The organism is Pediococcus parvulus, from assembly GCF_964063155.1.
Taxonomy (GTDB): Bacteria; Bacillota; Bacilli; order Lactobacillales; family Lactobacillaceae; genus Pediococcus; species Pediococcus parvulus.
Window position 1 is genome coordinate 688,476 of record NZ_OZ061292.1, and the last position, 14,888, is coordinate 703,363.

The window sequence follows — 14,888 nt, forward strand, 5'->3', positions numbered from 1 at the left end:
GGAGTTATATTGATGTCTGAGAAAATTGCGGTATTAGGTGCTGGTTCATGGGGTAGTATTTTGGCCAACCTGTTAACAGAGAACGGTAACGATGTTCGTGTTTGGTCAAATGCACCGGAACAAGTTAAGGAATTAAACGAAAAGCACACTAATGAACACTATGTTCCGGGATTTAAGTATTCGGATAAGTTAGTTGCTTATGATGATCTAGAAGCAGCGCTCGATGGAGTTGCAGTTGTCTTGTTTGTTGTTCCTACTAAAGTGATGCGCTTGGTAGCTAACGAAATGGTCGAAGTTTTAGAAAAAACTGGCAACAAACCAATTATCGTTCATGCTAGCAAGGGATTAGAGCAGGGGACGCACAAACGCCTTTCTCAAGTTTTGGAAGAAGAAATTCCAGAAAAGAATCGTCAAGCTATCGTTGTTTTGTCTGGTCCTAGTCATGCTGAAGAAGTTGCTAAAAAAGATATTACCTTGGTAACAGCTGCAAGCACAGATCAAACAGCAGCACAAAAAATTCAAAAATTATTTATGAATAAGTACTTCAGAGTTTATACGAACGATGACATCATTGGAGTTGAAACGGGAGCAGCCTTAAAGAATATTATTGCTTTAGGTGCTGGTGCCCTTCATGGCTTAGGCTATGGTGATGATGCAAAAGCCGCTTTGATGACTCGTGGATTGGCAGAAATCAGCCGTTTGGGAGTTGCCTTAGGGGCAAAACCTTTGACTTTTATCGGTTTATCTGGAGTTGGTGATTTGATTGTGACGGCCACTAGTGTTCATTCACGTAACTGGCGTGCAGGTAATGAATTAGGTCAAGGAATGCCCTTAAAAGAAGTTATTGATACAATGGGCATGGTTATTGAAGGAATTCCTTCAACGCAAGCAGCTTATGAATTGGCGGCTCAAAACCATATTGACATGCCAATCACCAATGCCATCTATGATGTTTTATATAATGGTAAAGATGTAAAGACCGTCATCGAAGAATTGATGGATCGCGAAGGCAAACCCGAAATTGAGTAAGTAGATTTTAAATAAAGGGGAGTTATTTATGTCAGATAGAGTTAGAAAAGCAATCATTCCAGCTGCTGGATTAGGAACTCGTTTTTTACCAGCTACTAAGGCTTCACCTAAAGAAATGTTGCCAATTGTGGACAAACCAACCATTCAATTTATTGTTGAAGAGGCCCGTAAAGCTGGAATTGAAGACATTTTGATTGTCACTGGTAAGGGTAAACGTGCTATCGAAGATCATTTTGATTCTGTTCCGGAATTGGAAAGCAATTTGAAAGCCAAGCACAAGGATAATCTTTTAAAATTGGTCGAAGAAACGACTGATATTAATTTGTACTTTATCCGTCAGTCACATCCTCGTGGATTAGGTGACGCCGTATTAATGGCGAAGGATTTTGTGGGTGATGAACCATTTGTGGTTATGCTTGGTGATGATTTGATGGAAGATAAGGTCCCATTAACTAAGCAACTCATGAATTCTTACGAGGAAACACATGCTTCAACTTTGGCGGTTATGCAGGTCCCTCATAAAGAAGTTTCAAAGTATGGTGTGATTAAACCTCAAGCTAAAATTAAACCTGATTTATTTAACGTTGAAAGCTTTGTTGAAAAGCCAAGCCCTGAAGAAGCACCAAGTGACTATGCCATCATTGGTCGCTATTTGTTGACACCAGAAATTTTTGATATTTTGGAAAATCAAAAACCTGGTAAAGGCAACGAAGTTCAACTTACAGATGCTATCAACGAGCTTAATAAAACACAACGGGTATTTGCTCACGTATTTTCGGGCGACCGGTATGATGTTGGAAATAAGTTTGGTTTCTTAAAGACGAACATTCAATATGGTTTGAAGCATCCCGAAGTAAAAGATGATTTACGCGAATACATCAAGCAGTTAGGTGCTAAACTAACTGCAGAAGATAAAGTTAGCAAAAAATCAAAATAATTAAGAAATCAAAATAGGTCTGAATAGAAACTGGCAATTACCGGAATTCTCTGGAATTGCCAGTTTCGTTATCGCAAGGAGAAACGGACTAACTAATTGTAAGCAAAATGTTAGACATTTTGATAAGAAGATAGTATATTATTATCATTATCAATTGAGAGAAGGGGAAAGTACTTGGCAAAAGAATATGACGTTATTGTAATTGGTGCGGGTCCTGCCGGAATGACAACCGCTTTGTACGCTTCACGTGCTAATTTATCCGTTCTAATGTTAGATCGCGGAATTTATGGCGGTCAGATGAATAATACTGCAGCAATTGAAAACTATACTGGTTTCAAATCCATCTTAGGACCAGATTTGGCTAAAGACATGTATGATAGTTCAATTCAATTTGGAGCGGAATATGCCTACGGGAGTGTTCAGTCAATCGAAGATCATGGGGATGTTAAAGTTGTAAAGACGGATACCGACGAATTTACAACGAAGGCAGTTGTGCTCGGAACCGGTTCTGAATATAAGAAACTCGGTGTGACTGGCGAGGATACCTACAGCGGCCGCGGCGTTTCCTATTGTGCGGTATGTGATGGTGCCTTCTTTAAGGGCATGCATTTAATCGTTGTTGGCGGTGGGGATTCTGCTATCGAAGAGGGAATTTATTTAACCCAGTTAGCTTCAAAAATTACTGTTATTCATCGTCGTGATCAATTACGTGCACAAAAGATCACTCAAGAACGTGCTTTTGCTAACCCTAAAATGGAATTTGTTTGGAATAGCAATGTCACTGAAATCTTGGGTGACGATCAAAAAGTTACTGGTGTTAAAGTTAACAATAATAAGACTGGTGAGGACAGTACGATTGAAGCCTCTGGCGTGTTTATCTACGTGGGTAATCATCCAATGACTGACAACCTGCATAATCTCCCAATCTTAGACGAAAATGGCTGGATTCCAACAGATGATCATATGCAGACGAAAGTTCCCGGTATCTTTGCTGTTGGTGATGTTCGCCAAAAGGATCTTCGCCAAATTGCAACCGCTGTTGGTGAAGGTGGTATCGCTGGACAACAAGTTTTCTCATACATTCAAGATTTAAAAGCTAAAGCTACTGTCAAATAAACAAGTAAAGTTTCGGGAATACTAATTTCTCGAAACTTTTTTTGAGTTAAAAAAGTATCGGAGGAAACCGATATGACTAAAAATTTGCCTATACCAAAGAAAACGTTTCAATCAACCAGCTGGTTTGTTGTATACTTAAGATGTTGAATAAAATACGCCAATATTTGGGGGTAAAAAACGTGAGTTGGAAAGATACCTATCAATCATGGATGGAACGGGTTGATTTAGAACCTGGATTAAAAAAAGAATTAGATCAGTTGGCAGGAGAAGACACTGACTTAGAAGAAGCATTTTATGCACCAATGGAATTTGGAACCGCTGGAATGCGGGGGGTCATGGGTCCCGGAATTAACCGGATGAACATTTATACAGTGCGTCAAGCGACAGAGGGACTTGCAAACTTCATGGATGAGCTGGATGAAAAGACGAAGCAACAGGGCGTTGCCATTAGTTTTGATTCACGTTATCACTCTAAAGAGTTCGCACATGAGGCTGCACACGTTTTGGGTGCTCATCATATTCCTAGTTTTGTGTTTGATGACATGCGACCAACGCCTGAACTATCTTTTACAGTCCGTCATTTGCATACCTATGCTGGAATAATGATTACGGCGAGTCATAATCCAAAGCAATATAATGGTTATAAGATATATGGGCCAGATGGTGGGCAAATGCCACCCGTGGATTCGGATAAAATTACAGCGTATATCCGCAAAGTAACGGACATTTTTGATGTCCCCGTTGCTGACGAGCATGAATTACGTCAAAATGGCTTACTTACCTTGATTGGTGAAAATGTGGATGAGGCATATCTTGCCAAAGTAAAAACCATTACGATTAATCCGGATTTGATTAAAGAGTATGGAGCAGACATGAAGCTGATTTACACACCACTTCATGGAACTGGCAAAGTTTTAGGCAATCGTGCTTTGCAAAATGCGGGATTTAATGATTTTACAATGGTTCCTGAACAGGCAACCGCAGATCCAGAATTTATTACCACCCCATTTCCAAATCCAGAGTTTCCACAGACCTTTGATTTGGCCATTAAACTAGGTAAAAAACAAAATGCTGATTTACTGGTAGCAACGGATCCAGATGCTGATCGATTAGGGGCCGCAGTACGTCGACCAAATGGTGAGTATCAATTACTAACAGGTAACCAGATGGCAGCGTTAATGCTCAATTATATTGTGACTGCACGGCAGGAAAATGGCACATTACCTAAAAATGCAGTGGCAGTAAAGTCCATTGTTTCTAGTGAACTGGCTACCAAAATTGCTGAAGCACATGGGGTTGGCATGGTTAACGTTTTAACTGGATTTAAATTCATCGCTGATCAAATTCAACATTATGAAACGACTCATGAGCATACTTTTGTTTTCGGATTCGAAGAAAGCTATGGGTATTTGGTTAAACCCTTCGTGCGTGATAAGGATGCCATTCAGGGGATTGTGATGTTGGCAGAAATTGCGGCTTACTATCGTAAACAGGGGAAAACCCTTTATGACGGGTTACAAGATCTTTTTGCAAAATATGGTTATTATGCAGAAAAAACGATTTCAAAAGATTTTCCCGGCGTCGATGGTAAGGCAGAGATGGCCAACTTAATGACGAAGTTTCGGGAAGAACGTCCGACTGATTTTGCGGGTCAAGAAGTTACCGCTTTGGAAGACTTTGAAAAACAAGTGACAACGTTTGCGGATGGCACAAGCAGAAAGATTGCTTTACCCGTTTCAAATGTTTTAAAGTATCAACTTAAGGACGGTACTTGGATTGCTATTCGACCATCTGGGACGGAACCCAAAATTAAATTCTATGTGGGTACTGTGGGATCAGACAATGCAATTGCTCAAAAGAAAGTTGCTGATTTTGAAAAGGCAATTGACAAATTTATTGAAGCTTAATTTAAACTTCTTCGGATAAAATTTGACTAGGAGGCCGCTGATGGGAATTCACCAATATATCAAGAGTTTAAGTAATTTAGAGACTTTAGTGCGTGCACCAGGAATTTTTAAATATCAGAAGCATTCAGTTGCTGAGCACTCTTTCAAGGTAACCCAAATTGCCCAATTCTTAGGTGATGTGGAAGAAAATAAAGGAAATAAAGTCAACTGGCAATCACTTTATGAAAAAGCTTTAAACCATGATTATAATGAGCGATTTATTGGTGACATCAAAACACCTGTGAAATATGCGACGCCTAAATTACGATCGATGTTGGCTGATGTCGAGGATTCGCTTTCTGAAAGTTTTGTGAATACTGAAATTCCTAGCGAATTTCGAAGTGCTTATCGGCGGCGTCTTTCTGAAGGTAAGGATGACACTTTGGAAGGTAAAATATTGTCGGTAGCTGATAAAATTGATCTCCTGTATGAATCTTTTGGTGAGATTCAAAAGGGAAATCCGGAAGCAACCTACGAGGAAATTTATAAAGAAAGTTTAAGTACCATTGTAAAGTTTAAAGAGCTAGCATCCGTGCAGTATTTTTTGCATGAAGTTTTACCAGATTTATTGCGGGAAAAGTTTACTGATCAGGCTAAGTTAGGAAAAATTACCCAGCAAATTATCAAGTAAACAAGATGATAGCGAAAGTATGTTCGGTATGGTAAAATTGAATACATTGTTGAAGAGGAAGGCAATCGCTTTCCTTTTTTTGTGAACGAAATGGAGGGCCTTCTCGATGATAGATCGTACTGATAATAATAAGTTTGACTTAGTTTCAAAATATAAACCGACTGGTGATCAGCCAAAGGCAATCCAGCAGTTAGTGGCTGGAATTAATACGGGTGAAAAAGCCCAAATTTTGTTAGGGGCAACTGGGACTGGTAAAACTTTTACCATTTCTAATGTGATTCAACAAGTGAACAAGCCAACACTAGTTTTGTCACACAATAAAACTTTGGCGGGACAACTCTATGGTGAGTTCAAACAATTTTTTCCTAACAATGCTGTGGAATATTTTGTCAGCTATTACGATTATTATCAGCCCGAAGCATATGTACCATCAAGCGATACGTATATTGAAAAAGACTCTTCAATTAATGATGAAATCGATAAACTGCGGCATTCAGCCACTAGCTCATTATTGGAACGGAATGATGTCATTGTGGTGGCGTCCGTTTCTAGTATTTTTGGATTAGGTGACCCAACTGAGTATAAGAACCACACTGTATCATTACGAGTTGGCCAACAAATTGAACGGAATACGTTACTTCGTCAATTGGTTGATATCCAGTTTGAACGTAATGACATTGACTTTCAACGTGGGCGTTTTCGTGTGCATGGGGACGTTGTCGAAATTTTCCCAGCATCACATGATGAAAAAGCGTTAAGAATTGAGTTTTTTGGCGATGAAATCGATCGAATTCGCGAAGTGGACGCCTTAACTGGCGAAGTTGTTGGTGACCGTGAACACGTTGCCATCTTCCCGGCAACCCATTTTATGACAAATGAAGATCAAATGGAAGTTGCCATTCAAGGAATTGAAGCAGAGTTGAAAGATCGTTTACAGGTTTTAGAGTCTGAGGGAAAACTCCTTGAAGCTCAACGTTTAAAACAACGGACAACCTATGATGTTGAAATGATGCGTGAGATGGGTTACACCAGTGGTATTGAAAACTATTCGCGGTTTATGGACGGTCGCAAACCGGGAGAACCCCCATATACGCTGTTGGATTTCTTTCCAAAAGATTTCTTGACGGTGGTTGATGAATCGCATGTGACGATGCCACAAGTCCGTGGGATGTACAATGGTGATAGGGCACGTAAACAACAGTTAATTGATTATGGCTTCCGATTGCCAAGTGCGTTGGATAATCGACCGTTAACACTAAAAGAATTTGAACACCATGTGAATCAGATCGTTTACATGTCTGCTACTCCTGGACCTTATGAAGAAGAGCAAACGAATCATGTGGTTGAACAAATTATTCGACCAACTGGTTTATTGGATCCTGAAATTGAAGTTCGCCCAATTATGGGGCAGATGGATGACCTTGTGGGTGAAATTAATAAACGATCAGAATTAAATGAACGGGTCTTTGTGACCACTTTAACAAAGAAGATGGCAGAAGATTTGACTGACTATCTTAAAGAACTTGGAATCAAGGTTGCTTATCTGCATAGTGATATCAAAACGTTAGAGCGAACGCGGATTATTCGTGATTTACGAACGGGCAAATATGATGTTTTAGTCGGGATTAATTTGTTACGTGAGGGGATTGATGTACCGGAAGTGTCGTTAGTGGCTATTTTGGATGCAGATAAGGAAGGCTTTTTGCGGAATACCCGTTCTTTAATTCAGGTTTCTGGACGAGCAGCACGAAATGTTCATGGCCGGGTTATTATGTACGCAGACAGTGTCACGCAATCGATGCAAGAAACCATTGATGAAACTGCCCGCCGTCGGAAAATTCAGGAAGCTTACAACGAAAAACACGATATCACCCCCCATACGATTAAAAAATCGATTCGGGATCTTATTTCGCCAACGAAAACAACTGAAGATACAGGTAAAAAAGATGATTTCTTAGAGACTGATTTCGACGATATGTCTAAGAAAGATCAAAAACAAATGATTGATAATCTTACTGAACAAATGCGTTCCGCGGCCAAAAAATTAGACTTCGAAACGGCAGCTACATTACGTGATACAATAATGGAATTAAAAGCCGAAATAAGTTAGGGGGTATTGATTTGGCAAACGATAAAATTGTCATTCATGGAGCTAGAGCACATAATTTAAAGGATATTGATGTCACAATCCCAAAAAATAAAATGGTTGTGATTACAGGTCTTTCAGGATCAGGAAAAAGTTCTTTGGCATTTGATACTTTGTACGCAGAAGGACAAAGACGCTATGTAGAAAGTTTGTCTGCATATGCACGTCAGTTTTTAGGCCAAATGGATAAACCAGATGTTGATTCAATCGACGGGTTAAGTCCAGCCATTTCGATTGATCAAAAAACAACCTCCAAAAATCCCCGATCAACAGTTGGGACAGTGACTGAAATTAATGACTATCTGCGATTATTATGGGCGCGTGTTGGCCACCCAATTTGTCCAAATGATGGAACTGAAATTACCAGTCAATCCGTAGAACAAATGGTGGATCGTGTTTTGGAATTGCCAGAACGCACAAAACTTCAAATTATGTCACCTATTGTCCGTGCTAAAAAAGGTCAACATAAAAAAATCTTTGAAAAAATTAAGCGTGAAGGTTTTGTCCGGGTCCGTGTGGACGGTGAAATTCATGATATTGAAGAAGAACTTGATTTAAACAAAAGCAAAATGCATACCATCGAGATTGTTATTGATCGGATTGTGATCAAAAAAGGTATTCGGTCTCGTTTGTTTGATTCCTTCGAAGCTGCGTTACGTTTAAGTGGTGGATATGCTACAGCTGACATCATTGATGGAGAACCCCTTTTGTTTTCTGAACATTATTCTTGTCCAATTTGTGGATTTACAGTGGGTGAATTAGAACCTCGTCTATTTTCATTTAATGCGCCATTTGGGGCTTGCCCAGATTGTGATGGCCTAGGAGTTAAATTGGAAGTTGATATGGATTTAGTTGTTCCGGACCCATCTAAGACTTTAAGAGAAGGGGCCTTGGCGCCTTGGAATCCAATTAGTTCTCAATACTATCCAAGTTTGCTTGAACAGGCTTGTGAGGCATTTGGGATTGATATGGATACGCCATTTGAGAAGTTAAGCAGTCAGGATCAAAAAACGGTGTTACATGGTTCAAATGGCAAGCAATTTCACTTTCATTATGAAAATGATTTTGGTGGTGTTCGTGATGTGGATGTGGCATTTGAAGGGGTCATTGAAAATGTTGATCGCCGTTATCGAGAAACAAATAGTGACTTTACCCGGGATGTTATGCGGGGCTACATGCGCGAATTAACTTGTCAGACTTGTCATGGCTATCGATTAAATCGAAAAGCCAGAAGTGTTAAAGTCATGGGCGAACATATTGGTGAAGTTTTGGCGTTGCCAATTGACGATGCCATTAACTTTTTTAACCATGTTGAGTTGTCAGAGCAAGAAAGTTCGATTGCCAAGCCAATTTTAAAAGAAATTCGTGATCGCTTAACCTTCCTCAGAAATGTTGGTCTTGAATATTTAACTTTAAGCCGGGCTTCACGAACTTTGTCTGGTGGTGAGGCACAACGAATTCGTCTTGCAACTCAAATTGGTTCAAATCTTTCTGGTGTTCTGTATATTTTGGATGAGCCGTCAATTGGGCTACATCAACGCGATAATGATCGGTTAATTGGATCGCTTAAAAAGATGCGCGATCTAGGGAATACTTTAATTATTGTTGAACATGACGAAGATACAATGCGAGCGGCTGATTATTTAATCGATATTGGTCCTGGAGCTGGTGATAACGGCGGTAAAGTAATGGCTGCTGGGACACCTGCTGAGGTTGAAAAAGTACCGACTTCTTTGACTGGTCAATATTTGGCAGGAAAGAAGTTTATTCCTGTTCCACTGAAACGGCGTAAAGGAAATGGCAAAAAAATTACAATTAAAGGTGCAGCCGAAAACAACTTAAAGAAAATTAATGTCGATTTTCCGCTGGGAAAGTTTATTGCAGTAACTGGTGTTTCGGGATCTGGTAAATCTACGTTGATTAATATGATCTTAAAACGTGTTTTGGCACAAAAATTAAATCGTAACTCAGAAAAACCAGGTAAATATCGTTCGGTTGCTGGCGTGAAAAATATTGAAAAGATAATTAATATTGATCAAAGCCCGATTGGGCGGACGCCGCGGAGTAACCCGGCAACTTATACTAGTGTTTTTGATGATATTCGTGGTTTATTTGCCCAAACTAATGAAGCTAAACTACGTGGTTATCATAAGGGACGCTTTAGTTTTAATATCAAGGGTGGCCGTTGTGAAGCTTGTAAAGGTGACGGAATATTAAAGATTGAAATGAATTTCTTACCTGATGTTTATGTTCCATGTGAGGTTTGCAAAGGGAAACGCTATAACTCAGAAACGCTTGAAGTGAAATATAAAGGTAAGAGTATTGCTGATGTTCTGGAAATGACTGTCGAAGAAGCCTTGGACTTCTTTGAACCCATTCCAAAAATTCGGCGTAAATTACAGACCATTGTAGATGTTGGCTTAGGTTATGTGCAATTGGGGCAAGCTGCTACGACACTATCTGGTGGAGAAGCACAGCGAATGAAACTCGCTTCTGAACTGCATAAACAATCTGCAGGAAAAAGCTTTTATATTTTGGATGAACCGACTACTGGTTTGCATACCGATGACATCAAACGATTGCTTGATGTTTTACAGCGATTGGTTGATAAAGGCAATACGGTTCTAGTGATTGAACATAATTTAGATGTCATTAAGACAGCCGATTATCTAATTGATCTTGGTCCAGAAGGCGGGGCCGGTGGCGGTTCAATTGTAGCAACTGGGACTCCAGAGCAGGTGGCAGAAGTTAAAGAAAGCTATACTGGACAGTATTTGAAGCCGGTTTTGGAACGTGATAAGCAACGGACGATGGAAGTGTCAGAAACAAAAACAACTAATTAACTATAAAGGGATGGTGAAAGCAGTGAATCGTGAAGATGGCTGGGGATTTGATTGGTCTGAGCTAATTACCGGGATCATTTTCCTGATCGCAGGATACTTTGTTTTTCGTTTACCACAAGTGGCAATTACCAGCTTAGCTATTGTTTTTGGAATTGCCGCGGTTGTCCGTGGTATTACAATCATTGGTGGGTACCGACGTTTAAAAAGAGCAACAGGAACTAAAGCAAACTTAGCACTTGGTTTGGGAATCGTTGATATTTTTATAGGTGCGATCTTTATGTTTGATATACCGAGTGCCATTACCTTCTTGAGTTATTTGTTTGCATTTTGGTTTTTTGTTGATGTTGTTGAGCGATTGGTCGTAAGTAATCATCTGAAGATTTTTGGCAATGGTATTTATTGGTTGTCAGTTATAATTGATTTACTTCTTTTAGTAGTGGCGGTTGTACTATTAATTCGGCCGATGCTAACGATCTTGACTTTGAATGCAATTGTTGGTTTTTATCTTGTGATTTTTGGTGTAAATGCAATTATTATTGCATTTGCGCGAAAAAATAAGTGAATTAAAAAAAGTCGAAGCAAATGTGATAAAGTTGCTTCGGCTTTTTTACTAAAATAGAAACAAAGACGGGTTTTACTTAAAATGGCACACCCGGTGTGCTATAATTAGGAATCACGATCGGGGGATTTAAAATGACAGATGAAAAAATGCAATTAGTCATTGTTACTGGAATGAGTGGTGCCGGTAAAACAGTAGCTATGCAAAGTTTTGAAGATTTAGGCTTCTTCTGTGTGGATAATATGCCGCCCGCATTGTTGCCAAAATTCTGGGAACTGGTGAAAGAATCTGGAAAAATCAGTAAAGTAGCATTGGTTATCGATTTAAGATCACGTGCGTTTTATGATCAAATTCTGCATATGCTAACTGATGAAAACGAAGGCTCTCCAGCTATTGAGTCCCAAATTTTGTTTTTGGATACATCAGATAAAGAATTAGTTTCCCGTTATAAGGAAACTCGGCGTTCACATCCATTAGCAATGGAAGGTCGTGTTGTGGATGGTGTTCGTAAAGAACGGGAGTTATTGGCACCAATTCGTTCAAATGCGCAATACGTCATTGATACAACGACCATGACGCCACGTGAATTACGAGAACAAATTTTTGAAACTTTTGGGACTGAAGGCACAGCTGGAAACTTCCACGTTGAAGTTGTTTCATTTGGTTTTAAATACGGTTTGCCAATTGATGCTGACATCGTGATGGATGTCCGTTTCTTGCCAAATCCCTATTATGATCCAAAATTAAAAAATAAAACTGGTTTGGATAAACCTGTTTATGACTATGTTATGAAGCAACCGGTAACGGAAAAGTTTTATAGCCATTTCATTTCGCTATTGCGTTATGTCATGCCGGGGTATCAAAAAGAAGGCAAATCAACGGTTACGATTGCCATCGGGTGTACCGGTGGGCAACATCGATCAGTCGCCATAGCTCAAAGAATAGCTGATGATCTAACTGCTGATTATACTGTTCATGTTCAACATCGGGATGTGAATAAACGAAAGGAAACTGTGAACCGGTCATGACAAAGAGACAAGCAGCAAAAAACCGTCCTAAGTTTGTGGTGATTGGTGGCGGAACGGGCTTGCCCGTTATACTTAAGAGTTTAAAAAAACAAAATGCTGATATTACTGCGGTGGTTACCGTGGCTGATGATGGGGGGTCATCTGGCGTCATTCGAAATTATGTAAACGTTGTGCCGCCTGGTGATATTCGAAATGTTATTGTGGCCCTTTCTGACTTACCAAAATTGGAATTAGATATTTTTCAGTATCGTTTTAAAAGCAATGATAGCTTTTTGTCAGGCCATGCGATTGGTAACTTGATTATTGCAGCCTTGTCAGAAATGAAGTCTGGTGTTTTTACAGCAGTGCAAGAACTTTCTGAAATGATGAAAGTCGATGGGCACATTTACCCGGCTTCAAACGAACCATTAGTTTTGCATGCTGAATTTACTGATGGGACACAATTAGCAGGTGAGTCAGAAATTACGGCGGCGCACAAAACCATCAAACGGGTTTGGGTTGAGCCAACTTCTTGGAATGCTGACGAAAAGCCACATGCCGTTCAGGAAGCCATTGATGCCATTTTAGATGCTGATGAAATCATTTTAGGCCCCGGCAGTTTGTTTACCAGTATTTTGCCCAATCTTATGATTTCAAATATCGGGGATGCAGTCCTAAAAACTAAAGCTGAAGTTATCTATATTTGCAATATTATGACGCAAAAAGGTGAGACTGATAACTTTACGGATTCTGACCATGTCGCAGTTTTGAACCGCCATTTAGGTCAAAACTTTGTGGATACCGTTTTGGTAAACACGGCAAAAGTGCCTGACGATTATATGGACTATAATCGTTATGATGAATATTCGACACAAGTTCGGCCTGATTTTAAAGGATTACGTGTCCAAAATTGTCGAGTTGTTTCAGATAACTTTTTGTGTTTACGTGATCATGGCGCGTTTCATGATGGGGATCGGGTTGCAGAAGAATTATTAAACGTTGCGGGTAATCCTAAGGCCTGTGATTAAATTTTGTGAAGGGAGGGATTTTCGTGTCTTATGCGAGTGAAGTAAAAAAGGAATTAACGGGGATTAAGGTACATCAACAAAACGCAAAAGCAGAGTTAATGGCGTTGATTCGTATGAATGGATCAATTAATTTGGCCCATCATCAATTAGTTCTGAGCGTTCAAACCGAAAATCCTGCCATTGCGCGCAGAATTTATGCACTGTTAAAGGATTTTTATTCCGTTGAGGGTGAACTAATTGTTCGACGCAAAATGAAATTGAAGAAAAACAATTTGTACATTGTGCGTTTAATGACAAGGTCCCAGGCAATTTTAGAGGATTTGTCAATTTTGGCCGATGGTTATCAAATTAATGAAAAGGTTCCGGATGGTTTATTAACGACGGAAGGCGAAATCCGCTCATATTTACGTGGTGCTTTTTTGGCGGGAGGCTCAGTTAATAACCCAGAGACTAGTCGGTATCATTTGGAAATTTATTCTCTTTACGAAACTCACAATGCCATGATTATGGACTGGATGAACCGTTATGATTTGAATGCTCGAGCGACGGAAAGGCGAAGTGGTTACATTGTTTATCTGAAAGAGGCAGAGCAAATCGCTAATTTCTTGTCTTTAATTGGAGCAACAAATTCAATGCTGAAATTTGAAGACATTCGGATTTTGCGTGACATGCGCAATTCTGTAAATCGACTGGTAAATTGTGAAAATGCCAATTTATCCAAAGTAGCCAATGCATCCAGTAAGCAAATTAACAATATCAGATATATTGATGAGGTTGTTGGTATCAATAGTTTGCCACCCAAACTGCAAGAGGTCGCTGAGGCTAGGTTGGCCAATCAAGAAGTGAGTTTAAAGGAATTAGGAGAATTAATTCCGAGTGGTGCAATTTCTAAGTCAGGTATTAATCATCGATTACGTAAACTCAATGAATATGCAGAAAAATTGCGAGCTTAAACTAAAAAATGGTGTGGATTTTAAAATCCACACCATTTTTGTTTGCTCAGATTACTTTAAATCTGAATTGTTTTGCATAATTGCATCGATCAGACCGTAGTCAACAGCTTCTTGGGCTGTGAAGTAATGATCACGTTCCGTATCGCGATTAATGTTCTTCAAAGGCTGACCAGAATTATCTGCCAAAATTTTGTTCAATTCTTTACGAGTCTTCAAAATTTCAGTTGCTGCAATTTCAATTTCAGTTTGTTGTCCTTGAGCACCACCGGATGGTTGGTGAATCAAAACTTCTGAATGAGGCAATGCGAAACGTTTGCCCTTTGTACCAGAAGAAGCCAGAACACTTGCCATGGATGCTGCCATTCCCATTACAATGGTTTGGACATCGGATTTGATGAACCGCATGGTATCATAAATCGCGAGTCCAGCTGTAACTACACCACCTGGTGAGTTAATGTAAAGATAAATATCTTTATCAGAATCCTGAGCGTCTAGGAATAAAAGCTGGGCAATGATTGAGTTTGCAACATCATCATCAATTGGGCCAGAGAGCATGATGATTCGGTCTTTTAGTAAACGGGAATAAATATCATAAGCACGTTCGCCACGTGATGACTGTTCAATAACTGTTGGAACTAAGTTCATAACTTAGCAACCTCCCTTTAAAATTCATCTTAATTTTATTAGCTCATC

At 39.6% G+C, this 14,888-nt stretch carries 12 protein-coding genes; 11 read left to right on the forward strand and 1 reads right to left on the reverse strand.

All coding sequences use genetic code 11. The annotated features are described in order from the left end of the window. Nucleotides 1–12 precede the first annotated feature (12 nt). The 11 genes from AB3217_RS03280 (at nucleotide 13) to whiA (ending at nucleotide 14,195) form a co-directional block, all read left to right on the forward strand. Entirely contained in the window at nucleotides 13–1,029 is a 1,017-nt protein-coding gene (locus tag AB3217_RS03280; protein WP_068806939.1) for an NAD(P)H-dependent glycerol-3-phosphate dehydrogenase, read from the forward strand. A 28-nt stretch (nucleotides 1,030–1,057) separates the two neighbouring features. Continuing rightward, nucleotides 1,058–1,966, forward strand: a complete 909-nt coding sequence (gene galU / locus AB3217_RS03285; RefSeq protein ID WP_057784347.1) for a UTP--glucose-1-phosphate uridylyltransferase GalU — start codon at nucleotides 1,058–1,060, stop codon at nucleotides 1,964–1,966. 174 nt (nucleotides 1,967–2,140) lie between these two features. After that, nucleotides 2,141–3,082, forward strand: a complete 942-nt coding sequence (trxB, locus tag AB3217_RS03290; protein WP_367365669.1) for a thioredoxin-disulfide reductase — start codon at nucleotides 2,141–2,143, stop codon at nucleotides 3,080–3,082. Nucleotides 3,083–3,261: 179 nt separating this feature from the next. Continuing rightward, the gene (locus AB3217_RS03295; RefSeq protein WP_367365670.1) at nucleotides 3,262–4,989 is read left to right on the forward strand and encodes a phospho-sugar mutase; all 1,728 of its coding nucleotides are present in this window, start codon (nucleotides 3,262–3,264) and stop codon (nucleotides 4,987–4,989) included. Nucleotides 4,990–5,029: 40 nt separating this feature from the next. Further along, a complete protein-coding gene (locus tag AB3217_RS03300; RefSeq protein WP_057784350.1) occupies nucleotides 5,030–5,659 on the forward strand; it encodes a YfbR-like 5'-deoxynucleotidase in 630 nt (209 codons plus the stop codon). Between the two features lie 106 nt (nucleotides 5,660–5,765). Continuing rightward, nucleotides 5,766–7,769: an excinuclease ABC subunit UvrB gene (gene uvrB, locus AB3217_RS03305; RefSeq protein ID WP_068806945.1), complete on the forward strand. Its 2,004-nt coding sequence runs from the start codon at nucleotides 5,766–5,768 to the stop codon at nucleotides 7,767–7,769. 11 nt (nucleotides 7,770–7,780) lie between these two features. Next, nucleotides 7,781–10,648 (forward strand): excinuclease ABC subunit UvrA, encoded by a 2,868-nt coding sequence (gene uvrA, locus AB3217_RS03310; protein WP_367365671.1) that lies wholly within the window; start codon nucleotides 7,781–7,783, stop codon nucleotides 10,646–10,648. Nucleotides 10,649–10,658: 10 nt separating this feature from the next. Then, the gene (locus AB3217_RS03315) at nucleotides 10,659–11,210 is read left to right on the forward strand and encodes an HdeD family acid-resistance protein (protein WP_068806951.1); all 552 of its coding nucleotides are present in this window, start codon (nucleotides 10,659–10,661) and stop codon (nucleotides 11,208–11,210) included. 131 nt (nucleotides 11,211–11,341) lie between these two features. Then, nucleotides 11,342–12,235, forward strand: a complete 894-nt coding sequence (rapZ, locus tag AB3217_RS03320; protein ID WP_068804813.1) for an RNase adapter RapZ — start codon at nucleotides 11,342–11,344, stop codon at nucleotides 12,233–12,235. After that, the gene (yvcK, locus tag AB3217_RS03325) at nucleotides 12,232–13,242 is read left to right on the forward strand and encodes a uridine diphosphate-N-acetylglucosamine-binding protein YvcK (protein ID WP_367365672.1); all 1,011 of its coding nucleotides are present in this window, start codon (nucleotides 12,232–12,234) and stop codon (nucleotides 13,240–13,242) included. Before rapZ ends, yvcK begins: the two co-directional genes overlap by 4 nt. A gap of 23 nt (nucleotides 13,243–13,265) precedes the next feature. Further along, nucleotides 13,266–14,195 (forward strand): DNA-binding protein WhiA, encoded by a 930-nt coding sequence (whiA, locus tag AB3217_RS03330; protein ID WP_057784356.1) that lies wholly within the window; start codon nucleotides 13,266–13,268, stop codon nucleotides 14,193–14,195. Nucleotides 14,196–14,246: 51 nt separating this feature from the next. On the opposite strand, the gene clpP is transcribed toward whiA, so the two are convergent. Then, the gene (gene clpP / locus AB3217_RS03335; RefSeq protein ID WP_147206683.1) at nucleotides 14,247–14,840 is read right to left on the reverse strand and encodes an ATP-dependent Clp endopeptidase proteolytic subunit ClpP; all 594 of its coding nucleotides are present in this window, start codon (nucleotides 14,838–14,840) and stop codon (nucleotides 14,247–14,249) included. Between the last annotated feature and the right edge of the window lie 48 nt (nucleotides 14,841–14,888).